General features: G+C 56.5%; 19 protein-coding genes. 12 read left to right on the top strand and 7 right to left on the bottom strand.

Going from position 1 to position 22,229, the window contains the following annotated elements:
- Positions 1-98: 98 nt before the first annotated feature.
- Complete coding sequence (gene adhP, locus ABIE11_RS02945) at positions 99-1,109, top strand: alcohol dehydrogenase AdhP (RefSeq protein WP_102103749.1); 1,011 nt, start codon at positions 99-101, stop codon at positions 1,107-1,109.
- A 5-nt stretch (positions 1,110-1,114) separates the two neighbouring features.
- On the opposite strand, the gene ABIE11_RS02950 is transcribed toward adhP, so the two are convergent.
- The gene (locus tag ABIE11_RS02950; protein WP_100780116.1) at positions 1,115-1,624 is read right to left on the bottom strand and encodes an RrF2 family transcriptional regulator; all 510 of its coding nucleotides are present in this window, start codon (positions 1,622-1,624) and stop codon (positions 1,115-1,117) included.
- A 211-nt stretch (positions 1,625-1,835) separates the two neighbouring features.
- On the opposite strand from ABIE11_RS02950, the gene ABIE11_RS02955 reads away from it, so the two are divergent.
- The 7 genes from ABIE11_RS02955 (at position 1,836) to ABIE11_RS02985 (ending at position 10,294) form a co-directional block, all read left to right on the top strand.
- Positions 1,836-3,038: an NAD(P)/FAD-dependent oxidoreductase gene (locus tag ABIE11_RS02955; protein ID WP_429183947.1), complete on the top strand. Its 1,203-nt coding sequence runs from the start codon at positions 1,836-1,838 to the stop codon at positions 3,036-3,038.
- Between the two features lie 142 nt (positions 3,039-3,180).
- Positions 3,181-4,800, top strand: coding sequence for a TIGR04028 family ABC transporter substrate-binding protein (locus ABIE11_RS02960; protein WP_429183948.1), 1,620 nt, complete (start codon positions 3,181-3,183; stop codon positions 4,798-4,800).
- 10 nt (positions 4,801-4,810) lie between these two features.
- The gene (locus ABIE11_RS02965) at positions 4,811-5,755 is read left to right on the top strand and encodes an ABC transporter permease (RefSeq protein WP_429183949.1); all 945 of its coding nucleotides are present in this window, start codon (positions 4,811-4,813) and stop codon (positions 5,753-5,755) included.
- Positions 5,752-6,603: an ABC transporter permease gene (locus ABIE11_RS02970; RefSeq protein WP_429183950.1), complete on the top strand. Its 852-nt coding sequence runs from the start codon at positions 5,752-5,754 to the stop codon at positions 6,601-6,603. Before ABIE11_RS02965 ends, ABIE11_RS02970 begins: the two co-directional genes overlap by 4 nt.
- Positions 6,600-8,207 (top strand): dipeptide ABC transporter ATP-binding protein, encoded by a 1,608-nt coding sequence (locus ABIE11_RS02975; RefSeq protein WP_429183951.1) that lies wholly within the window; start codon positions 6,600-6,602, stop codon positions 8,205-8,207. The genes ABIE11_RS02970 and ABIE11_RS02975 overlap by 4 nt, the downstream gene beginning before the upstream one ends.
- Entirely contained in the window at positions 8,204-9,193 is a 990-nt protein-coding gene (locus tag ABIE11_RS02980; RefSeq protein ID WP_429183952.1) for a putative FMN-dependent luciferase-like monooxygenase, read from the top strand. The genes ABIE11_RS02975 and ABIE11_RS02980 overlap by 4 nt, the downstream gene beginning before the upstream one ends.
- 9 nt (positions 9,194-9,202) lie before the next feature.
- Positions 9,203-10,294 (top strand): alkylhydroperoxidase domain protein, encoded by a 1,092-nt coding sequence (locus ABIE11_RS02985; protein WP_429183953.1) that lies wholly within the window; start codon positions 9,203-9,205, stop codon positions 10,292-10,294.
- Positions 10,295-10,300: 6 nt separating this feature from the next.
- On the opposite strand, the gene araJ is transcribed toward ABIE11_RS02985, so the two are convergent.
- Positions 10,301-11,476, bottom strand: coding sequence for an MFS transporter AraJ (araJ, locus tag ABIE11_RS02990; RefSeq protein WP_100780105.1), 1,176 nt, complete (start codon positions 11,474-11,476; stop codon positions 10,301-10,303).
- 120 nt (positions 11,477-11,596) lie between these two features.
- Complete coding sequence (locus ABIE11_RS02995) at positions 11,597-12,238, bottom strand: Qnr family pentapeptide repeat protein (RefSeq protein WP_100780104.1); 642 nt, start codon at positions 12,236-12,238, stop codon at positions 11,597-11,599.
- A 143-nt stretch (positions 12,239-12,381) separates the two neighbouring features.
- Between ABIE11_RS02995 and ppk2 the strand changes: the two genes are divergently transcribed.
- Entirely contained in the window at positions 12,382-13,200 is an 819-nt protein-coding gene (ppk2, locus tag ABIE11_RS03000) for a polyphosphate kinase 2 (protein WP_107703536.1), read from the top strand.
- An 84-nt stretch (positions 13,201-13,284) separates the two neighbouring features.
- On the opposite strand, the gene fdnI is transcribed toward ppk2, so the two are convergent.
- Genes fdnI through fdnG form a run of 3 tightly spaced genes read right to left on the bottom strand, consistent with a single transcriptional unit; the run spans position 13,285 to position 17,877 of the window.
- Positions 13,285-13,941 (bottom strand): formate dehydrogenase-N subunit gamma, encoded by a 657-nt coding sequence (gene fdnI / locus ABIE11_RS03005; protein WP_100780102.1) that lies wholly within the window; start codon positions 13,939-13,941, stop codon positions 13,285-13,287.
- Positions 13,934-14,818 (bottom strand): formate dehydrogenase subunit beta, encoded by an 885-nt coding sequence (fdxH, locus tag ABIE11_RS03010; RefSeq protein WP_100780101.1) that lies wholly within the window; start codon positions 14,816-14,818, stop codon positions 13,934-13,936. Before fdxH ends, fdnI begins: the two co-directional genes overlap by 8 nt.
- A gap of 11 nt (positions 14,819-14,829) precedes the next feature.
- The gene (gene fdnG / locus ABIE11_RS03015) at positions 14,830-17,877 is read right to left on the bottom strand and encodes a formate dehydrogenase-N subunit alpha (RefSeq protein ID WP_409255099.1); all 3,048 of its coding nucleotides are present in this window, start codon (positions 17,875-17,877) and stop codon (positions 14,830-14,832) included.
- Positions 17,878-18,099: 222 nt separating this feature from the next.
- On the opposite strand from fdnG, the gene yddG reads away from it, so the two are divergent.
- The 3 genes from yddG (at position 18,100) to ABIE11_RS03030 (ending at position 21,195) form a co-directional block, all read left to right on the top strand.
- Complete coding sequence (gene yddG, locus ABIE11_RS03020; RefSeq protein ID WP_429183954.1) at positions 18,100-18,978, top strand: aromatic amino acid DMT transporter YddG; 879 nt, start codon at positions 18,100-18,102, stop codon at positions 18,976-18,978.
- A 623-nt stretch (positions 18,979-19,601) separates the two neighbouring features.
- Positions 19,602-20,675: a porin OmpC gene (gene ompC, locus ABIE11_RS03025; protein ID WP_100780096.1), complete on the top strand. Its 1,074-nt coding sequence runs from the start codon at positions 19,602-19,604 to the stop codon at positions 20,673-20,675.
- A 79-nt stretch (positions 20,676-20,754) separates the two neighbouring features.
- Positions 20,755-21,195 carry a GFA family protein gene (locus ABIE11_RS03030; RefSeq protein ID WP_429183955.1) on the top strand — a complete coding sequence of 147 codons (441 nt, stop codon included), beginning with the start codon at positions 20,755-20,757 and terminating at the stop codon, positions 21,193-21,195.
- Here the strand turns inward: ABIE11_RS03030 and ABIE11_RS03035 are convergent.
- A complete protein-coding gene (locus ABIE11_RS03035) occupies positions 21,185-22,123 on the bottom strand; it encodes a LysR substrate-binding domain-containing protein (protein ID WP_107703531.1) in 939 nt (312 codons plus the stop codon). The genes ABIE11_RS03030 and ABIE11_RS03035 overlap by 11 nt on opposite strands.
- Positions 22,124-22,229 lie beyond the last annotated feature (106 nt).

Here is a 22,229-nt window from a genome sequence, read left to right on the forward strand (position 1 = left end):
TGTATAAAACCGCCAAAGCATTAATCCTTAAGGAGTAAGAACGATTCTCATCTTTCTTACTGGCTATGCAGATACCGAACATGAACATGGAGATACATATGAAGGCTGCTGTCGTTACTCAAGATCATCAGGTTAATGTCACCGATAAAACCCTGCGCGCGCTGCAACACGGCGAAGCGCTGCTGAAGATGGAATGCTGTGGCGTCTGCCACACGGATCTTCACGTGAAGAACGGCGATTTTGGCGATAAAACCGGGGTGATCCTCGGCCATGAAGGGATTGGCATCGTCAAAGAAATCGGTCCTGGCGTCACCTCACTGAAAGTGGGCGATCGCGCAAGCGTGGCCTGGTTCTTCCAGGGCTGCGGTCACTGCGAATACTGTAACTCTGGCAACGAAACCCTGTGTCGCGACGTGAAAAACGCCGGGTATTCCGTTGATGGTGGGATGGCTGAAGAGTGCATCGTAACCGCCGATTATGCGGTAAAAGTGCCGGACGGCCTGGAATCCGCAGCGGCCAGCAGCATCACCTGCGCTGGCGTCACCACCTATAAAGCGGTAAAAATTTCCCACATCAAACCGGGCCAGTGGATTGCGATCTACGGTCTGGGTGGGCTGGGCAACCTGGCGCTGCAATACGCGAAAAACGTCTTTAATGCCAAAGTCATTGCCATCGACGTGAATGATGCGCAGCTGAAACTGGCCGCCGACATGGGTGCCGATCTGACGATCAACTCCCGCAACGAAGATGCGGCGAAAGTGATTCAGGAAAAAACCGGCGGAGCGCATTCTGCGGTCGTCACCGCGGTGGCGAAAGCCGCGTTTAACTCTGCGGTCGATGCGGTACGTGCCGGTGGCCGTGTGGTGGCTGTCGGTCTGCCACCAGAAGCCATGAGCCTGGATATTCCACGTCTGGTACTGGATGGAATTCAGGTGGTCGGTTCGCTGGTGGGGACTCGTCAGGATCTGGTCGAAGCCTTCCAGTTTGCCGCCGAAGGCAAAGTGGTACCGAAAGTCACGATGCGCCCGCTGGGCGACATCAACGCGATTTTCAAAGAGATGGAACAAGGCCAGATCCGTGGCCGTATGGTGATTGATTTCCGTTCTTAATGGATTCAGGACGGGCTGCGGCGGTCCGTGATCCAGTCCTGTACCTCAATCAGGAATGTATCGGGTGCTTTACGGTACATTTTGCGCGCCAGATCGAGAATGGTGTGGCGCGCCAGTTCTTCTTCCATCCGCTGCTGGGCGCTGTCCATCACCGAACGCACGCCGCATGGCCCGTCGCAAACCCACGCAGGCGGAGCTTCATCAAACACCGCCAACCGCTGGCGCACTTCCCGACACTCAAACATATTCTTCTCGCCATCAATGGCATGCACTACATCCAGCACTGAAATGAGTTCTGCCGGACGCGCGAGTTTAAACCCGCCGCCCTTGCCTTCCGTGCTGTTGACCAGCCCCGCCCGCGAAAGACGGGTGAAGATTTTGCCCAGATAGTCGTAAGGTACACCCTGCAGTTCCGCCATCTCCCGGACGCTCAATTCTCGCTCGTTGCCTTTGGCATCCACCATGCACATCAGACTATGAATGGCGTACTCCACACCGGAACTGTAAAAGGCCATGATTAACTCCGCTCTCATTATTCGTGGTTATTATAGCCGCGTTCGTAAGCAGAAAAACAGCCCATGACTCCCTCGCCAGTTAACTCTCTGATTTTCAGCTCATCTTACATATGTTCGCCAGTTAACTCAGAAAAAAGTTGTCGGAGTTAACTCCGACCAGTATAGTTGCAGTCAGGTCAGACACAAAGCCTGATGAGCAAAAGGATCGAAAATGAAAAAGCATATTTTAATTGTGGGCAGTGGTTTTTCCGGTATGTGGGCAGCGGTGAGCGCAGCGCGCCTGGCGGCGCTGAACGGGAGCACCGATCTGCGCATTAGCGTGCTGGCTCCGCAACCTGAGCTGCGCGTTCGCCCGCGTTTCTATGAAGAGAACGTCGCCGGACTGGTGGCTCCTCTGACGGAACTGTTCGCCGAACTTGGCATTGAGTACATTCAGGGAAGCGCAGAACGCATTGATACCAAAGAGAAAGCCGTGTGGTATCGTGACAGCCAGGGCAACACTTCCCTCATAACGTATGACCGCCTGGTACTGGCCACCGGCAGCCAGGCCAAACGCCCGGCGGTGGCCGGTCTGACTGAATTTGCTTTTGATATCGATCAGCTTGAATCTGCTCAGGTGTTCGAAAAACACCTCGATGCCCTGGTTCATCAGCCCTCTACCCCGGCGCGTAACACCGTGGTGGTCTGTGGTGGCGGGTTTACCGGCATTGAGCTGGCAACCGAATTACCGGCGCGTTTGCGTGCCCGTTTTGGTGTAGATACGCAGACTAAAGTCATCGTAGTTGAGCGCGGCGCGGTTATCGGTGGTCGTTACAGTGAAGCGTTGCGCGATGTGATTGCGAATGCCAGCAAAGAACTGGGCGTGGAGTGGCGTCTGAACAGCGAAATCGAAGCGGTCGATGCGCAAGGCGTCATTCTCAAGAGTGGCGAACGCATTGACGCGTCCACCGTGGTCTGGACGGCTGGCGTGGAGGCTCATCCGTTGACGACTCAGATTGACGGCGAGCGTGACGCTCAGGCGCGTCTGCGGGTGAACGAACTGCTGCAAATCCCTGCGCACCCGGACGTCTTCGCCACCGGCGATACCGCCCATGCGAAAACGGATGATGTGGGGAATACGGCGCTGATGACCTGTCAGCATGCGATCCAGCTCGGAAAATTTGCCGGACACAACGCCGCTGCCAGCCTGCTGAACGTCGAGCCCTACCCGTACCGCCAGGTCAATTACGTCACCTGCCTCGATCTCGGTGCCTGGGGCGCGGTGTACACCGAGGGCTGGGAGCAAGAGGTGAAACTGGTCCGTGAAGAGGCGAAAAAACTCAAAATTGCCATCACCAACGAACTGATCTATCCACCAGCGGCCAATCGCGCAGTTGCCTTTGCAGCAGCGGATCCGCTGGCGAAATTTGTGTAAAGAGTTCATCCGCTCCTGACCGGGGGCGGCTTATATATTTCCGATTTCCGGCAATCCTTATCTCAATTCCTTTGTTCCTTTGTTTTCAGCCGCGCCCGATGATGAATCCGACGCTAAAACGAAGATAACAAAGGAATTCACCATGCAAACCCCTTTTCGCCTGCCGCTGCTGACGGCGCTGATCCTCGCGGCGACGGCTGCTCACGCCGCCGACACTCCGGTTAAAGGCGGCACGCTTGTCTATCTGGAACAACAGGCGCACACCAATCTTTATCCCCCCGCGGGCGGCTTCTACCCGAACGGCGGCATTCTGAATCAGATCACCGACAAGCTCACCTGGCAGAACCCGAAAACGCTGGAGGTGGAGCCGTGGATCGCCGAAAGCTGGTCCACCAACGCCGACAAAACCGAATACACCTTTAAAATCCGCCCTGGGGTGACGTTCTCCGACGGCACGCCGCTCGACGCCAACGCGGTGGCCAAAAACTTCGACACTTACGGATTGGGCAACAAAGCCCAGCGCCTGCCGGTTTCCGAGGTGATCAACAACTACGATCGCAGCGAAGTGATCGATCCGCAGACGGTGAAGTTCTACTTCAAAAAACCGTCGCCAGGATTCTTACAGGGCACCGCCACTATTGGTTCTGGGCTGGTGTCACTCAGCACCCTGAAGCGCAACTTTGAGGAGCTGGGCGACGCGCGCCACATCATCGGCTCCGGCCCGTTCGTGGTGAAAGATGAAAAACTGGGCCGGGAAGTGACCCTTGAGGCGCGAAAAGCGTACCAGTGGGGCCCGAAAAATCTCGCCCAGCAAGGCCCGGCAAATCTGGATGGCATTAAATTTATCGTCACACCGGAAGACAGCGTACGCGTCGGCGCGCTGCTGGCGGGCCAGGCTGACTTTATCCGTCAGGTGCAAGCCTACGACGAAAAACAGGCCACCGAACAGGGCTATAAAATCTACGCTGCCCCAACGCGCGGCGTGAACGACAGTATCAGCTTCCGCCCGGATAACCCGCTAGTGTCTGACCTTCGCGTACGTCAGGCGCTGCTCCATGCCACCAATGCGAAACAGGTCGTTGAAACCCTCTTCTCACCAAATTACCCGCAGGCGAAATCGGTGATTGCCGATTCTGCCGCCGGCTTTGTCGATCTCAGCGACAAGCTGACCTTTGACGCGGCGAAAGCCAACGCGTTGCTCGATGATGCGGGCTGGAAAACCGGCGGCGACGGTATCCGTGCCAAAGACGGACAGCAACTGGCGCTGACGGTCTATGAATCCCTGCCGCAGCCGCAAAACAAAGAGGTGCTGCAACTGGTGGCCCAACAGTGGCGTCAGGTCGGCGTGGCGCTGAGCGTCAAGGCGGGTGATGCGGGCAGTCGCACGCTGGATAACCTCGATCCGCTGAAAACGCCGCTGACGGTGTCGGAAGTCGGCCGCGCCGATCCGGATGTAGTGAAAAGCATGTTCTATCCGGCCAACCGCGACGCGCTGCTACAAAAAGGTGGCTCCAGCGACAAGGTGAAAAGCTTCCGCGACGACAAACTCAACGAACTGCTGGTGAACATCTCCGCCGAAGTCGATCCGCAAAAACGCCTGCAGCTGACGGGCGACGCCCAGCGCTATCTGCTGGATAACGCCTATGTAATCCCTATTTTTGAAGAGCCGCAGGTCTTCGCCGGTGCGCCATGGCTGAAAGGGGTGAACTTCGAAGCGGTAGGACGTCCGTCGTTCTACGGCGCGTGGATCGAGAAACACTAAGGGGGCGATGATGAGCCATTATCTGCTGCGACGGGCCGGAATGGGGCTGCTGGTCCTGTGGGCCGCCTTTACCCTCTCCTTCGTGCTGCTTCAGGTGCTGCCGGGGGATGCGGTGCTGATTAAATTTCAGAACCCGGATCTGGGCTTAAGCCCGGCGCAAATTGAAGAGATGCGTGTCGCCTACGGTGCAGACAGCCCGCTCTGGCTGCAGTATTTCCACACACTGTTTGCCATGCTGCGCGGCGATTTTGGTTTTTCATTGCAGGCGGGCGTGCCGGTGAGCGAACTGATCGCGAGCAATCTGCCGGACACCCTGAGTCTCGCCCTGCCTGCGTTCCTGCTTGCCGTAATACTGTCCTTCGTGCTGGCGTTTGCCGCACGTCTGCCGGGGCTGCGCTGGGTGAGTAACGCCATTCAGTCCGTGCCGGTACTGTTTATCTCGCTGCCGACCTTCTGGCTCGGCATCGCGCTCATCCAGCTGTTCTCCTTCCAGCTACGGCTGATTCCGGTGATTAACCCGTCGCTATTGCAGGGGTTGATCCTGCCGATCGTTACTGTCGCCATTCCGATCTCCGCCCCGCTGGCGCAAATTCTGATGCGCAGTCTCGATCAGGTGTCCGCTCAGCCGTTCGTCGCCGTCGCGCGCGCCAAAGGGCTGAGCGAAACCGGCGTGCTGTGGCGTCACGTCACGGGCAATGCGCTGCTGCCGGTGCTGAATATCGCCGGGATTTTGCTCGGCGAACTGATTGCCGGGGCGCTGATTACCGAAACCGTATTCGGCCGCAGCGGTCTGGGCCAGCTGACGCAGCAGGCCGTCAACAACCAGGATATCGCCGTATTACAGGCGGTGGTGATGATCTCGGCCCTGGGGTTTGTGCTGATTAACCTGCTGGTGGATCTGCTGATGCCACTGTTTGATCCTCGTCTGCAAACCGTCACCGGAGGTGCATCATGAGTCTGGTGGACTATGCCGCCGCGGCGCGAAAACGCGTCCCGGCCCTTAGCACCGTCGACATTCAGCCCGGGTTATGGCTGGCGTGGGGCGTGATTATCGTTGCCGCTCTGGCCGCACTGGCGCCGGGTTTGCTTACCCACTACAGCCCGATTGAAGGGATCGCGGGCGCACAGCGCTTAGCTCCCCAGGCGGGACACTGGCTGGGAACCGATCAACTTGGTCGTGACGTCTACGCGCGCATTGTCTATGGCGCATCCCACTCACTCAGCGCCGCCCTGGCGGCCGTGGCGATGGGATTAGTGGCTGGCACGGCAATTGGGGTTATCGCCGGGGCCTTCGCCGGGCGCGTGGAGTCGGTGCTGATGCGTTTTGTCGATGTGCTGCTGTCGATTCCCTCGCTGCTGCTCTCCCTGACGGTGATTATTTTGCTCGGTTTCGGCACGGTTAACGCGGCTATTGCCGTCGGTGTGGCGTCGATTGCCAGTTTTGCCCGCCTGGCGCGCGGCGAAGTGGTGCGTATTCGTCACGCAGATTATGTCGAAGCGGCCTACGGCAGCGGCGGCACCTTCTGGGCAGTGCTGTGGCGTCACATTTTACCGAACTCCCTAACGGCGGTGCTGGCCTTCGCGACCCTGCAGTTTGGTCAGGCAATCCTCGCCCTCTCGACGTTAAGTTTCCTCGGTTACGGCACCCCGCCGCCCGTCCCGGAATGGGGACTGCTGATTGCCGAAGGGCGTAACTATCTCTCCACCGCCTGGTGGCTGACCACCTTCCCCGGCATCGTGGTGATCGCCGTGGTGCTTGCCACCAACCGTATCAGCCAACAGTTAAGCGGAGGCCGCTCATGACCGTTCTGTCCGTGGAAAATCTGGCTTTAAGCTACCGCATCGGTCGCCAGTGGCGTGAAGTGGTCCACAACGTCAGTTTCACCCTGAAACGCGGGGAAATGCTGGCCTTTGTAGGCGAGTCTGGCTCCGGGAAAACCACCACCGCGCAGGCAATTATCGGCTTGCTGGCGGACAACGCCCGTCGCGACAGCGGCAAAATTGTGCTGAACGGCGAAGAGATCAGCCAGTGGTCAGCAAAACGACTCAACAGCCTGCGCGGAGCGCGTATCAGCCTGGTGCCGCAGGACCCTGGCAACTCCCTGAATCCGGTCAAAACCATCGGCGCCCAGGTGGGCGAAGTGCTGAATATTCACCAGAAAATCACAAAGACCGAGCTAGAAAATCAGGTGCTGGCGCTGCTGACTAAAGTCGGGCTAAGCCACCCGGCACAGCGGATGAAGCAATATCCGCATCAGCTTTCCGGCGGGATGAAACAGCGGGTGCTGATCGCCATCGCCATCGCGTTGCGCCCGGATGTGATCATCGCCGATGAACCAACCAGTGCGCTGGATGTGACGGTACAAAAACGCATTCTCGATCTGCTGGATATCCTGCGCCGCGAATCGGGAACGGCGGTGCTGTTCGTCACCCACGATCTGGCCCTGGCCGCTCAGCGTGCCGATCGCTTACTGGTCTTTCGGCACGGTGAAGTTCAGGAACAGGGGGCAACTGCCGACGTGGTGCGCGCCCCGCAGCACGCCTATACCCGCCAGTTGCTGAGCGATTTGCAGGGTTCGCGCTTGACCATTGCGCCCGTCTCAGGCCTTCGGCTGGCCTCTCCTGCCATTCGCGCTCAGGCCATCAGCAAGCAGTTCACTCTCAGTAAAGGCCACACTTTACAGGCGCTGGATAACGTCAGTTTTGATGTGCAGCGCGGCAGCACGCACGCGCTGGTCGGGGAGTCGGGATCGGGGAAAACCACTCTGGCCCGCATATTACTGGGGTTTGAGCAGGCGGACAGCGGGCGCGTTACCCTCGATGATATTGATGCGACCCAGCTCAGCGTGGAGGCACGCCGCCAGCTGCGGCAGAAAATTCAGTTCGTCTACCAGAATCCGTTTGCCTCCCTCGACCCACGGCAAACGCTGTTTGAGATCATCGAAGAGCCGCTGAAAAACTTCAATAAGCTCGCCCGAGCGGAGCGCAAATCCCGCGTCGAGGCGGTGACCACCCGCGTGGCCCTGCCGCTTGAGCTGCTGAGTCGTACCGCCCGCGAGCTTTCTGGCGGTCAGCGTCAACGCGTGGCCATCGCACGTGCGCTGATTCTGGAGCCAACCATTCTGGTACTGGACGAGGCGACCTCGGCGCTGGATGTCACGGTGCAGGCGCAAATCCTCGCCCTGCTGCAACAACTCCAGCAGCAGCTGGGGCTGACCTATCTGTTTATCACCCACGATCTGGCGACCGTTCGCCGTATTGCGCACAGCGTCACAGTGCTGCGCAGCGGTCAGGTTGTTGAACATGGCACGGTGGAGGCGCTCTTCTCCTCGCCACAGAGCAGCTATACCCGCGAGCTGATCGACGCCATCCCCCATTTTTCACCCGTTACGAAGGAGTACGCATGACGCGTAAACGCCTGGGATTCTTTACCCGCCTGCTCGACGACGCGCCTGCGAAAGAGCGTTATCGTCTGGCAACAGAACAGATCCGCCATGCCGAGCGCCACGGTTTTCATACGGCCTGGATTGCTCAGCACCATTTCCACGAGCGCGAAGGCGGCCTGCCGTCGCCGCTGGTGTTCCTCGCTCACGTTGCGGCCCAGACCCAAAGCATCCGTCTGGGTACAGCGATTATTACCCTGCCGATGGAAAACCCGCTGCGCGTGGCGGAAGACGCGGCGGTCCTCGATCTGCTGGCGGACGGTCGCCTTGAAGTCGGTTTTGGCTCCGGCGGCACGCCGACCTCATTTCTGCCTTTCGGCCTGACGTTCGACGAGCGCGGCGCGACGTTTGCCGACCATCTGCACCTGATTCAGAGTGCCTGGCGCGGTGATTCCCTGACGCATCCGGATAACCATCTCTATCCACCTGCGCCGCAGCTGGCAGAGCGGGTGTGGATTGCGACCTTTTCCGTTGAAGGCGCCGTGCGCGCCGCCCGGGCCGGGCACGGGCTGATGCTCTCCCGCACTCAGCCTCGCCCGGCTGACCAGCCAGGGCTCACTCTCGACCAGATCCAGAACCCGATTGTGGATGCCTATCTCGCCGCGCTGCCCTCGGGAGTGGCGCCGCGAATTCTGGCCTCGCGCACGGCGTTTGTGGCCGACAGCGATGCGTATGCTCTGAACGTCGCAACGCCCGGGTTAACCCGGCAGGCAGAGGCGCACAGGGCGGCGGGTCATACCGTAACCGGTGACAGTGTCACAGATTATATTCGCCAGTTCGACGCCCATATCGGCGCGCCGCGCACCGTGCTGGAATCACTCGCTCAGGATTCCGTCCTCAAACGGGCGACGGATATTTCATTCCAGGTCCATTCCGTTGAGCCGTCCCATCGGGACACCTTACGTTCGATTGAGCTTATTGCTGAACATATCGCCCCTCATATTCTTTAAGGAGTCCCTATGTCTTTAAGTCAGGATATTGTTGCCGAATTAGCGGAGATCGCCCCCGGTTCGCCGCTGGCAACGGCTCGCGCCACGCGCGATGCCGCCACCCGTCATGCCCAGGGCAGCTATGAAACACTTTTTAGCCAGCAGGATGCGGCGTTCCCGCTTGATGAACGCGCGGCGGTGGCTGCTAAAGTGGCAAAATGGCACCGCGTCGATGCGCTGGCCGCCCACTACGCCGGTTTCGGGCTGGCTGATCCGACTTCCGCACGCCTGACGCCCGCGCTGACCTTTGCGCGTCTGCTGACGTTTTCCCCGGTCGAAGCCACGCCCGGCGCATTAAGCGCGCTGACGCAGGCTGGATGGAGCAAAGAAGCCATTGTGACGCTGGCTCAGCTAATCGCGTTCGTGAGTTTTCAGAGCCGTCTCGTCGCCGGGTTGCGCCTGCTGAATGACAAAACCGTGGCGGCAAGCGACACGCCGGTGGTGGCGGGGATCTGGCACAGCACGCCTGAGACAAAAAGCGGCAAACCGGCGCCGGTACAGTTCACGCAGCAGGAGCTTGGCTGGGAGCCGTGGCTGGCGTCAAAACCGCTGGCAGAGTTCAACGCCGACGAGCAGGCTATTCTTGCGAAATTTGGCCATACGGACTCAGACTATTTCCGCCTGCTGGGGCGCAATTTGCCGGTTCTGGAACAGCGCACGCTGACCGATAAAGGGATTTTTTACACGCCTGGCGGCCTGCCGCGCGCGGAGCGTGAACTGGCGGCGACGGTGACCAGCAAGATCAACGGCTGCATTTACTGCGCATCTGTCCATGCGCGTAAGGCGAGCCAACTGTCGAAGGACGATAATGCTGTAGACGCGCTACTGGCCGTGCGGCCGGGGCAGTCCCTGAGCGAGGGGCAATCGGCGCGCTGGCAGGCGGAAATTGATTTTGCGGCGGCGCTGTCCGTGACGCCACCCGCTGTGACACCCGCGCATCTTGCGGCACTGGAGAAGCAGTCTCTGGACTCGCTTGAACAGCTGGATCTGGTGCAATCTGCGGCGTTCTTCGCCTGGGCCAACCGCTTAATGCTGACCCTAGGCGAACCTTACCTTCCGTAACGTAAATCAGGCTAACGCGCTGGCGTTAGCCTCCGCCCGTTTGGCTTTCTGACGGCCATACAGCAGCAGCGATGACATGGCGGCGAATGAGAGGAGCGCCGCCGGTAACGTCACATAGCTCCAGCTGTAGCCAAGAACGATCATCATCCCGCCGAAATACGCCCCAATCGCACTGCCAAGATTAAAGGCCACCTGCCCGCCCGCCGCGCCCAACAGCTCACCGCCCTGCGCATTTTGCAGCAGCATAATTTGCAGCGGTGCCGACAGCGCGAACAGCCCCGCGCAGCAGATAAAGCCCATCACCAGAGACGCAGCCTGATTTTCACCGAAGGCAAACAGCATCAACAGCGACACCACGATCACCAGATCGGTGGTCGCCGCAATGCGCAGCGGGCTGTAACGACCGGAAAGTTTGCCGCTGAGCAGATTACCGAGCACCATGCCCAGCCCCATCAGCATCATGATAACGGTCATAAACCCGGCGGAGAATCCGGAGACGTTGACCATAAACGGCTTCACAAAGCTGAACCATGCGAAGACTCCGGCATTACCGAACATCGTCGCGGCAAAAATCAGCCAGGGTTCCGGTTTCTTCAAAAAGTGAAACTGCTCCGTGAGCCGGGTTTCGGTTTTATCGTACAGGGTCGGCACCCAGAAAATGACCGAGAGGATCACCAGCGCGTCAAACGCCGCAATCAGAAAGAAGGTGTAGCGCCAGTTATATTCATGCCCCAGCCAGGTGCCGAGCGGAACGCCCACCAGGTTGGCGACCGTCATTCCGGCAATCATCCCCGATACGGCGAGAGTGACTTTTCCCGGCGGCGCTATCTTTGAAAGGATAATCGCCCCGACGCCGAAGAAGGCCCCGTGAGGAAAGCCGGACACCAGCCGCCCGATAGCCAGCCAGAAATAGGACGTTGAGAAGGTAAAAATGGCGTTTCCGACCACGCACAGGGCGACCAGAAAAAGCAGAACCGTTTTTAACGAGAACTTATTTGAAAACAGCGCGATGATCGGCGCACCAATGACCACGCCAAAGGCGTAGTACGAAATCATGCTCCCGGCAGAGGGGATCGAAATGCCGGTATCGTGCGCCAGCTCGGTCAGCACGCCCATGATGCCAAACTCGGCCATGCCCAGTCCAAAAGTACCCAGCGCCAGTGAAAAAACGGTTTTTTTCATACCACAGCCATTTGTTAAAAATTTGCAACAGCCATTATTGAACAAACTGGTATGGTGAGCCAGTTCGAATTGGCGCTCTGACACGTTAATCCATTCATTCGGTCTGGCTTGTGAATATCCTTAACCGATAATCGCGACGCCCAGGCGTTCCATAATTTGCGCAACCTGATAGCTGTCGAGCTTCACCCCCTGCAAATCGACGCCGCGCACGTCCAGATCGCCGAGTTCAGAATTGGTCAGATCGCAGTGGGTGACGTTAACCGCCCGCCAGTCGAATGACGAAAACTCCCCACCCGACAGATCGGAGCCGCTAAACGTTGCGCCGAGGATCTGCGCGCCGTTCCAGCGGTTTTCCCACAGCTCGCATTTTTCGAGCACCACTTTGGAAAAGTTGGCGTAGCTGAGGTTGCTTTTGGTGATGTACGCGCTGCAAAACCAGCTGCGGGAGGTGATCATGTTCATAAAGCTGGTGCCGCGAAAGTCTGCGCCCTGCGCGCGGCACTCACGGATTTCAATCCCCAGCGCGCTGGCGTTCCTGAAGTCTGCCATCGTTAAATCGCAATTTTTGAAAATGGCGTCTTTCAGCGTGGCGCGGGAGAAATTCCCGCCCTGCTGGCTTTCGCGATCGTAAAACTGACAGCCGATAAATTCCGTGCCGGTCAGATCGACGCCAGAAAAGTCGCAGTGGCGAAATGTCCCGTTCTCAATTTTCTCGCCCGTAAACTGGTTTTTGCCAATTCTTACCCCGTCCAGCGTCAGCATTTCACGACCACCTGTGTTTATATACAGTAACGCCGTATTCTAACCCGATCCCATGGCGTTGTGTAAATAATTCCCGCGAGGATTTGCGAGCACGATTACACTTCAAAGTGTTCTTACCCTCCCTTCTGTTGAAGAGGATTGCCATGGGAAACATCAAGAAAGCGAAAAGCCCGGCGGAAAATGTGAAACGCGAACCGCTGAAAGAGAAGGCATACGAAAAGGAGTTGCGGCGTCTGCACGTTGAGCTGGTCAAGCTTCAGCAGTGGGTTGTCAGTAAAGGGCTAAAAGTCTGCGTGGTGTTTGAAGGCCGCGACGGTGCAGGCAAAGGTGGAACGATTAAAGCCATCACCGAGCGCGTCAGCCCCCGGGTGTTCCGTGTCGTTGCGCTGCCCGCGCCGACAGAGAAAGAGAAAAGTCAGCTCTATTTCCAGCGCTACGTGCCGCATCTGCCCTCGGCGGGAGAAATCGTGATTTTCGATCGCAGCTGGTACAACCGTGCGGGCGTTGAACGCGTCATGGGCTTTTGTACGCCTGAACAGGTGCAAAAGTTTCTGGATGGCACGCCGACCATGGAACGGGCGATGGTGGATGCAGGGATCATTCTGATCAAATACTGGCTCGAAGTGACGCCCAAAGAGCAGGAGCGCCGCCTGCGGGATCGTATTGATGACGGGCGCAAAACCTGGAAGCTGTCACCGATGGACATCAAATCGTTCAGACTGTGGGATAAATACACCGAAGCGCGCGATGCGATGTTTGCTGCCACCGATACCGCCTGGGCGCCGTGGTTTGTCGCTCGATCCGAGGATAAAAAACGGGTGCGACTGAATGTCATCTCGCATCTGTTGTCGCAAATCCCCTACAAAACCCTGCCCGTCGAGCCGGTAAAACTGCCGAAGCGTAAAGTGGGTAAAGTAAAACCGACGGATTATCCGTTCCGCTATATTGCGGAGCGGTTCTGAAAAGCGCCAGGGGCAGCCAATAAAACACCTGCCCCAGGACGGCACAAACCCAGCGCCGCCGGCAAATTCCGACGGCGCATGAGGTTACTTCATCCCTTCCGTGCTCTCTTTTTTCGCTTCCAGTCTTTCGACATCACGATACCAGCGCGGATGGTGTTTTTGCGCCCAGCGGCGGCTTACCTTCCCTTCGATCATCCCTTTAATCGATCCTTTCACCCAGAAAGCCATATACATATGAATCAGGATGGCATGGATCAGAATGATGGCGACGGTCGCATGGATCAGCAGGCTGTAGCGAATCACCTGAATCGGAAAATAATGGGCAAAATAGGGACGCCAGATAATCACCCCGGTCACCAGCAGCACAAAAATCATGCTCATGATGGTCCAGAACATCATTTTCTGTCCGGCGTTGTACTTGCCCACTTTCGCGACTTTGTGCTCGTTGCCTTTCAGCACTTCGACAATCCCTTTCACCCACGGAATATCCTGCTTATCTGGGATGTTGTGATGCACAAAGCGCACGAACATAAACATCAGCACCACGAAAATCAGCACGCCAAAGAACGGGTGCAGAATTCGGCCCATCTGCGGCGTCCCGAAGGTTTCCGTCAGCCACTGCAGCGTCGGGAAGAAGAAAGAGATCCCGGACACCGCCACCAGAAAGAAGCAAATGACCACCGTCCAGTGACAGGCGCGGTCGACAAACTTGGTGCGCACAATCATCTTCGACTTACTCATGATGTTCATCCTCGTCGTCATCCACCTCTTTGTTTGGCCCGATACCGATGTAGTGATAAATCAAACCGGCAAAGGTGGCGATAAATCCGGCCGCCGCGAGCGGTTTGAGCGCCCCTTTCCACAGGTTGATGGAGGTATCAATCGCCGGATCTTTAGGCAGATTGTGATACAGCTCTGGCTGGTCGTTGTGATGCAGAACGTACATCACATGTGTCCCGCCGACGCCCTGCGGGTTATAAATGCCCGCGTGGTCATATCCGCGCGCTTTAAGCTTATCGACGCGTTCCTGCGCCACCTCGAGCATCTCTTTCTTGGTACCGAAATGAATTGCCCCGGTTGGACAGGTTTTCACGCAGGCAGGCTCCTGCCCGACGCTGACCCGATCCACGCAGAGGGTGCATTTGTATACCCGGTTATCCTCTTTGTTCAGACGCGGCACGTTGAACGGACAGCCGGCGATACAGTAGCCGCAGCCGATGCAGTTATCCTGCTGAAAATCGACGATCCCGTTGGCGTACTGAATAATCGCCCCGGCGGACGGGCATGCCTTCAGGCAGCCCGGATCTTCGCAGTGCATACAGCCGTCTTTGCGAATCAACCACTCCAGCTTGCCGTTCTGATCGGTTTCGCTAAAACGCATTACCGTCCAGGATTTGGCGCTGAGATCCGCCGGATTATCGTAAACGCCCACGCAGTGCCCGACGTCATCGCGGATGTCGTTCCACTCCGAACAGGCCACCTGGCAGGCTTTGCAGCCCACGCAGGAAGAGACATCAATCAGCTTGGCGACTTCCGCTTTATAGTCCCGCGCACGGGGCGCGGGAGTCATGCCGTTGGTCGCGGAGCGTTTGATAATGTCTTGTGTTTCCATAGCCATTGAATCGCTCCTTACGCTTTCTCGATGTTGACCAGAAACGCTTTATATTCCGGCGTTTGCGAGTTGGAATCGCCGACGTTTGGCGTCAGGGTATTGGCGAGATAGCCTTTTTGCGCCACCCCTTCAAAGCCCCAGTGCAGCGGAATGCCCACGGTCTCGACCTGCTGGCCGTTGACGTGCAACGTCTGCAGACGACGCGTAACCACCGCCACCGCGCGAATAAAGCCGCGTTTGCTGCTCACCTTCACGCGATCGCCGTTGGTGATGCCTTTCGAGCGCGCCAGGGTTTCACTGATTTCGACAAACTGTTCCGGCTGCGCGATGGCGTTGAGCCGCGCGTGTTTGGTCCAGGTGTGGAAATGCTCGGTCAGACGATAGGTAGTGCCGACGTACGGGAACTTATCTTTCTTACCCAGGCGCAGCGCGTCGTCTTCATACAGGCGAACCACCGGGCTGGAAACCACGTTCGGATGCAGCGGGTTGGTGCCGAGCGGCGTTTCCATCGGCTCGTAGTGCTCCGGGAACGGCCCTTCTGCCAGCTTATCGAGCGCAAACAGACGCCCCAGCCCTTCTGGCTGCATGATAAACGGCCCGGTCGCACTGCCCGGCGGCGCGGTGTTGAAGTCCGGGATATCGTTCCCCGCCCACTTCGTGCCGTTCCACGCGATCAGTTTGCGTTTCGGATCCCACGGTTTGCCGTTGATATCCGCCGATGCACGGTTGTAGAGCACGCGACGGTTGAGCGGCCACGCCCAGGCCCAGCCGAGCGTATTGCCCAGTCCTGACGGATCGGCGTTATCGCGGTTGGCCATCTGGTTGCCCTGCTCGGTCCAGCTTCCTGTGTAGATCCAGCAGGAGGAGGCCGTTGAACCGTCATCGCGCAGCAGCGCAAAGCTGTTCAGCAGCTGACCTTTTTTCGCCAGCAGATTGCCGTTGGCGTCATACAGATCTTCCAGCGCATAGCCGTTGTTCTCTTTCGCCACCTCTTCCGATTCCGGGTGATCCGGCTGCTTGTAATCCCAGCGCATTTTCAGCAGCGGTATCGCCCCTTTACCACCTGACTGGGCGTACATCTCGCGCAGACGATGGTAAATACCGGCCAGAATTTCTCCGTCATTACGCGCTTCGCCCGGTGCATCCTGGCCTTTCCAGTGCCACTGCAGCCAGCGGCCAGAGTTGGCGATGGAGCCATCTTCTTCCGCGAAACAGGTCGACGGCAGGCGGAAGACTTCGGTCTGAATCGACGCGGTATCAACGTCGTTCATCTCGCCGTGGTTCTGCCAGAAGTTGGAGGTTTCCGTTACCAGCGGATCGATCACCACCATGTACTTCAGCTTACTGAGGCTGCGCACAACCTTGTTTTTATCCGGGAAAGAGGCCACCGGGTTAAAGCCCTGGCAGATGTAGCCTGTGACGTTGCCCTTATCCATCATGTTGAAATACTTGATGACGTCGTAGGCCTGGTCCCATTTCGGCAACCACTCAAAGCCCCAGTCGTTCTCTTTCTGCGCCGCATCGCCGTAGAAAGACTTCATCAGGCTGACGAAGAACTTCGGATAGTTGCTCCAGTAGTTCACCTGCTCCGGCAGTGTCGCTTTTGGCGTGTTCGCCGCGAGATAGGTCTGCAGATCGGTCTGTTTTTCCGACGGCAGCGTCAGATAGCCGCTCAGGCTTGTGGAGAGCAGCCCCAGATCCGTTAACCCCTGAATATTGGAGTGTCCGCGCAAGGCATTCACGCCACCACCCGCCATCCCCATGTTGCCGAGCAACAGCTGGATCATCGCCATGGTACGGATGTTCTGCGCACCAACGGTGTGCTGCGTCCAGCCCAGCGCATACAGGAACGTGGTGGTGCGATCGGCCGCACTGGTCGAGGCCAGCACTTCGCACACTTTCAGGAAGTCCGCTTTCGGCGTTCCGCAGATATTTTCCACCACGTCCGGCGTGTAGCGAGAAACGTGCTGTTTCAGCAAGTTCCACACGCAGCGCGGATCGGTCAGGGTTTCATCGCGTTTCGCAAAACCGTTTTCATCGAACTGATAGTTCCAGGAGGATTTGTCGTACTGACGTTTTTCTGCGTCATAGCCGCTGAAAAGCCCGTCATCAAAGGCAAAATCGTCCCGCACCAGCAGATTCGCGTTGGTGTAGTGTTTAACGTATTCGGCGTTGATCTTGTTGTTTTCAATCAGATACAGCAGCACGCCAGACAGGAACGTGATGTCCGTACCGGAACGAATCGGAGCATAGATATCCGCCACCGATGCCGTACGCGTAAAGCGCGGATCGACGACGATCAGCGTCGCATCATTGTTATTTTTCGCTTCCATCGCCCAGCGGAATCCCACTGGATGGGCTTCAGCGGCGTTACCGCCCATCACCACCACGACGTTGGCGTTTTTGATATCAACCCAGTGGTTGGTCATCGCACCGCGACCAAATGTTGGAGCAAGACTTGCTACCGTTGGTCCGTGTCAGACGCGCGCCTGGTTATCGACTGCCAGCATGCCAAGCGAGCGCACAAATTTTTGCGTCAGCATGCCGGTTTCATTACTTGCCGCAGATGCGCAGAGCATCCCGGTGGAAAGCCAGCGGTTCACGGTGACGCCCTGCTCGTTCTTTTCAACGAAATTGGCGTCACGGTCGTCTTTCATTAATTTGGCGATGCGGGTAAAGGCATCGTCCCAGGAGATGCGCTGCCATTTATCAGAGCCAGGCGCGCGGTATTCCGGGTAACGTAGGCGGTTGTCGCTGTGGACATAATCCAGCAGGCCTGCGCCTTTCGGGCAAAGTGCCCCACGGCTCACCGGATGATCCGGATCCCCTTCAATATGGTAAATCGCTTCTTTGGCGTTTTTCGCGCCATCGCCCAGGCTATACATCAATAGCCCGCATCCCACGGAGCAGTATGTGCAGGTGTTACGGATCTCTTTGGCGCGCAGCAGTTTATAGTTACGCGACTGAGCCAGCGCGAGTTTAGGCATAAAGCCCAACGCAGCAGCTGTTGTTCCGGCCATACCGCCCGCGCAGATTTTAAAAAACTTTCTGCGGCTGACGTCCATTGCTGTCCTCGTTATCTGTAGGAGACTTCGCGCCGCAAACTAGCAGCAAAGCCCCTGATTTTTTTGCGTCAAATCAATCTCCTCGATCTTCGCCCCCTAAATAGTCCGCTCTGGCGGCTTTGCTTAACCCTTTGGGATTAGCGGTTTGTAGATTGATTCGCGAAAACGCGGGAAAGAGTGCTATAAATTTGCCCCTGAATTTCGTTGGCGTTTGGGAAAGCAATGGACAGAAAAAGAGCAACATTGATTGGGCTGGCCGCGATTGTGCTGTGGAGCACCATGGTGGGATTAATTCGCGGCGTGAGCGAAGGACTGGGGCCAGTCGGTGGTGCGGCAATGATCTACACCCTCAGCGGTTTACTCTGTTTAGTCACCGTGGGATTCCCGACTATCAGACGCTTCTCACCGCGCTATCTTATTGCCGGCAGCGTGCTGTTTGTGAGCTATGAAATATGTCTTGCCCTTTCGCTGGGGTACGCCAGTACCCGTCATCAGGCTATCGAAGTGGGGATGGTGAATTATCTCTGGCCGAGCCTGACGATTGTGTTTGCCATTTTGTTCAATGGGCAGAAATCGACTCTGTGGATTGTACCCGGATTATCGCTGGCCTTGTTCGGTGTCTGCTGGGTATTAGGCGGTGAGAAGGGTCTGCATATCGACGAAATAACCGCCAATGTGATCTCCAACCCGCTGAGCTATGGGCTGGCGTTTGCCGGCGCGTTTATCTGGGCGGCATACTGCACTGTCACCAGCAAATACGCTAAAGGACAGAACGGCATTACGCTGTTCGTGTTACTCACCGCGCTGGCGCTGTGGCTGAAATATCTGTTCAGCGATCAGCCGGAAATGATATTCAGCGTGCCGGTGGTGATCAAACTGCTCATGTGCGGAATTGCCCTCGGCTTTGGCTATGCGGCGTGGAATATCGGCATTCTGCATGGCAATGTTTCTGTGCTCGCCACCGTCTCTTATTTCACCCCGGTACTGTCCGCGGCACTGGCGGCTGTTCTGCTTAACGCCCCGCTCTCATTTTCCTTCTGGCAAGGGGCGCTGATGGTCTGCGCAGGCTCGCTGCTGTGCTGGTACGCCACCCGAAAATAATTCCACTCAGGGGGAAATCTCCCCCTTCTGTTTTATCTGCATAAATAAAATGTGATCCTGCATCAGATTATCTATATTTCACATAGTGTTTACATTTAAACTCTGTTTATATTCCCCGCGCTCGTAACGTCTTCTTACATTCTTATTGACATAAACTGACACCCCTCTGGGATTAATAAACGCCTATTAATCGCCATGGATATAGCCGAACACGCAATAGTTTATGACTGAATATTTCAGTAGTGCTCGCCTGTTCTCACAGCAAATGACTCATAACTATTTGATTCTTCGTTACCACCCTTCATTAAATTGCGGTAATTCATCTATAATTACGGTTAATTTCGCAATGAAATTAAAACCATCGATAATTATATTGGCAATAACTATAAATATTAGAAAATACTCAATTACCGAATAATAAATAATCAAATCTGCGGAATATTGGCCGTTTTATCAGACACCGGTCACACTAATTGAAATTATCAGCAATAAATTGAAACTTATTATTGAAATGCGGCTACAACATTTCTAAAAATAGCATGCCATTGACGAACGACCTCGTTTAGAAATCGTTTATTAATGGCTCAGGAAATGCCCAAAAGAAAATTATAAGGATTATTAAAATGAAACTTAAATTAGTTGCAGTGGCAGTGACTACTCTGTTGGCAGCAGGCGCGGTAAACGCGGCTGAAGTCTTTAACAAAGACGGTAACAAACTGGATCTGTACGGTAAAGTAACAGGTCTGCACTACTTCTCTGACGACGCTGGCAACGACGGCGACAAAACTTACGTGCGTCTGGGCTTTAAAGGCGAAACTCAGATCAACGACCAGATGACCGGTTACGGTCAGTGGGAATATGAGTTCAAAGGCAACAACGACGAATCCAACGGCGACAAAGGCAACAAAACTCGTCTGGCGTTCGCGGGCCTGAAATTCAACGAATTTGGTTCTTTCGACTACGGTCGTAACTACGGCGTAGCCTACGACATCGGCGCATGGACCGACGTTCTGCCAGAATACGGCGGAGACACCTGGACTCAGACTGACGGCTTCATGACCGGTCGTACTACCGGTGTTGCAACCTACCGTAACGCAGACTTCTTCGGTCTGGTTGATGGTCTGAACTTTGCTGCACAGTACCAGGGTAAAAACGACGACCGTGATATCACCACCGCGAACGGCGATGGCTGGGGTCTGTCTTCTACCTATGAAATCGACGGTTTCGGCGTGGGTGCGACCTATGCGAAATCTGACCGTACTGACAACCAGGTTCGCGCTGCAAGCAACCTGAACGCAGGCGGCGAAAACGCAGAAGTTTGGGCTGCTGGCCTGAAATACGATGCGAACAACATCTACCTGGCAACCACCTACTCTGAAACCCGCAACATGACCAACTTCGGTGACGGTTACATTGCTAACAAAACTCAGAACTTCGAAGCGGTTGCTCAGTACCAGTTCGACTTCGGTCTGCGTCCTTCCCTGGCATACCTGCAGTCCAAAGGTAAGGACATCGGTTCTTACGGTGACCAGGATCTGGTGAAATACATTGAAGTGGGTACCGTTTACTACTTCAACAAAAACATGTCCACCTACGTTGACTACAAAATCAACCTGGTTGACGACAATGCCTTCACCAAAGCTGCTGGTGTGAGCACTGACAACATCGTTGCACTGGGTCTGACTTACCAGTTCTAAGTGTTTGTCTGTTAAAAAAGCCAGCCCTCGTGGCTGGCTTTTTTTATCGCAGTCCACTGGCGTGATAAAGGAGTACGCCATGCAACTCTATACCGGACGCTGCCTGTGTGGAATGAGCCACTTTAGCGTCAACATCGAGGCCCTCGACGTCTATGCCTGTCACTGTACGATGTGTCAGAAATGGTCGGGCGGCATCGCGATGTATCTGGAAACTCAGGGCGACCCCATCGTGGAAGACGGTTCGATCTCCCCTTCGCACTTCTCGTCGTCTGTGCGCGGCGAACGCTGGTTCTGCCCCGGCTGCGGCTGCCCGCTGTGGTTTGAGCTTACTCCCACTGGCCGCTATTTTGTCCCCTGGACGCTGCTTGAGCTGAGTGAAGATGAACGCCGTCGCCTGGTTCTGGCCGCCGAGATCTACACCGAAACGCAGCCCGCGTTCTGGCGTCTCACCGGACAATACGCCCGATTCAGTGGCACCGAGATCGAAGCGCTGGACAAAAACTGCTCGTTTACACCGTAGCGCTAACCGCCGCGCGCCTGAGCCAGGCTTGCAGCAATTTGCCATCTTCGGTCATATCCGAATCCTGACGGACGCACAGATAATAATCGCGCCCGTCATCGATTGGCGCATCAAAGATTTTCACCAGCTCGCCGCTCTCCAGATAGGGCGCGATCAGCGGCTCGCGCATCAACGCGCAGCCCAGACCGGCCTGCACACCCGCCAGCGTCAGTAAGCCATCCTCAAACAGCGGGCCGCTCTTGCGCGCAGGCCGTTTAACGCCCTGCTGGATAAACCACTGCTGCCAGGTACTGCGCTCTTCATCGTGCAATAGGGGCATTTGTAGCAGCTGTTCCGGCGTATCCATATGGCCGTGGACGCGTAAAAACGCCCGGCTGCACACCGGCACCATCTGGCCTGAAATCAGTTTTTCACTCTGATACCCCGCCCACTGGCCGTTACCAAAGCGAATCGACATATCCGACGCATCGCTCAGATAATTGCGATGGTTGGCATACACCACGTTAATTTCCGTCTGCGGATTGGCGCGCATGAACGCAGGCAGGCGCGGAATAAACCAGCCCATACCGAACAGCGGAATCAGGCTGATGGTCACCTGACGGGTCTGGGCCTGCTCCACCAGGTGCTCCGTCGCCTGGCGCAGCACATTAAACGCCGCGCGAATAGAGCGGTAATAGTCGCGTCCCTGCTGGCTCAGGACCAGCCTGCGCCCATGGCGCTCTGTGAGCGGCATTTGCAGATACCCTTCCAGCACCTTGAGCTGATGGCTAACGGCAGACGGCGAGATCGCCATCTCCTGCGCGGCCAGCGTCACGCTCCCCAGCCGGGCAATCGCCTCAAAGGCGCGCACGGCACGCAGGGGCGGATCGTTCGCCAGACGGCTTTCGGCATAAGCAGGCAGCTGTAGTGATTGTTCTGTTTTATTCATATGTTGATTTTAGGGCCGTAATTTCGCTCAGATGACGTCTCACTATTCTCTTTAAAATCATCGCGATAAATCAATCTCGAATTATCATAAGAAATAATATATGCGT

Source organism: Lelliottia sp. 489 (genome assembly GCF_050435885.1).
Lineage (GTDB): Bacteria > Pseudomonadota > Gammaproteobacteria > Enterobacterales > Enterobacteriaceae > Enterobacter > Enterobacter nimipressuralis.

Excerpts from the sequence above, each read along its gene's own strand:
- adhP (WP_102103749.1), top strand. The coding sequence starts at position 99 with ATGAAGGCTGCTGTCGTTACTCAAGATCATCAGGTTAATGTCACCGAT.
- ABIE11_RS02950 (WP_100780116.1), bottom strand. The coding sequence starts at position 1,624 with ATGGCCTTTTACAGTTCCGGTGTGGAGTACGCCATTCATAGTCTGATG.
- ABIE11_RS02955 (WP_429183947.1), top strand. The coding sequence starts at position 1,836 with ATGAAAAAGCATATTTTAATTGTGGGCAGTGGTTTTTCCGGTATGTGG.
- ABIE11_RS02960 (WP_429183948.1), top strand. The coding sequence starts at position 3,181 with ATGCAAACCCCTTTTCGCCTGCCGCTGCTGACGGCGCTGATCCTCGCG.
- ABIE11_RS02965 (WP_429183949.1), top strand. The coding sequence starts at position 4,811 with ATGAGCCATTATCTGCTGCGACGGGCCGGAATGGGGCTGCTGGTCCTG.
- ABIE11_RS02970 (WP_429183950.1), top strand. The coding sequence starts at position 5,752 with ATGAGTCTGGTGGACTATGCCGCCGCGGCGCGAAAACGCGTCCCGGCC.
- ABIE11_RS02975 (WP_429183951.1), top strand. The coding sequence starts at position 6,600 with ATGACCGTTCTGTCCGTGGAAAATCTGGCTTTAAGCTACCGCATCGGT.
- ABIE11_RS02980 (WP_429183952.1), top strand. The coding sequence starts at position 8,204 with ATGACGCGTAAACGCCTGGGATTCTTTACCCGCCTGCTCGACGACGCG.
- ABIE11_RS02985 (WP_429183953.1), top strand. The coding sequence starts at position 9,203 with ATGTCTTTAAGTCAGGATATTGTTGCCGAATTAGCGGAGATCGCCCCC.
- araJ (WP_100780105.1), bottom strand. The coding sequence starts at position 11,476 with ATGAAAAAAACCGTTTTTTCACTGGCGCTGGGTACTTTTGGACTGGGC.
- ABIE11_RS02995 (WP_100780104.1), bottom strand. The coding sequence starts at position 12,238 with ATGCTGACGCTGGACGGGGTAAGAATTGGCAAAAACCAGTTTACGGGC.
- ppk2 (WP_107703536.1), top strand. The coding sequence starts at position 12,382 with ATGGGAAACATCAAGAAAGCGAAAAGCCCGGCGGAAAATGTGAAACGC.
- fdnI (WP_100780102.1), bottom strand. The coding sequence starts at position 13,941 with ATGAGTAAGTCGAAGATGATTGTGCGCACCAAGTTTGTCGACCGCGCC.
- fdxH (WP_100780101.1), bottom strand. The coding sequence starts at position 14,818 with ATGGCTATGGAAACACAAGACATTATCAAACGCTCCGCGACCAACGGC.
- yddG (WP_429183954.1), top strand. The coding sequence starts at position 18,100 with ATGGACAGAAAAAGAGCAACATTGATTGGGCTGGCCGCGATTGTGCTG.
- ompC (WP_100780096.1), top strand. The coding sequence starts at position 19,602 with ATGAAACTTAAATTAGTTGCAGTGGCAGTGACTACTCTGTTGGCAGCA.
- ABIE11_RS03030 (WP_429183955.1), top strand. The coding sequence starts at position 20,755 with ATGCAACTCTATACCGGACGCTGCCTGTGTGGAATGAGCCACTTTAGC.
- ABIE11_RS03035 (WP_107703531.1), bottom strand. The coding sequence starts at position 22,123 with ATGAATAAAACAGAACAATCACTACAGCTGCCTGCTTATGCCGAAAGC.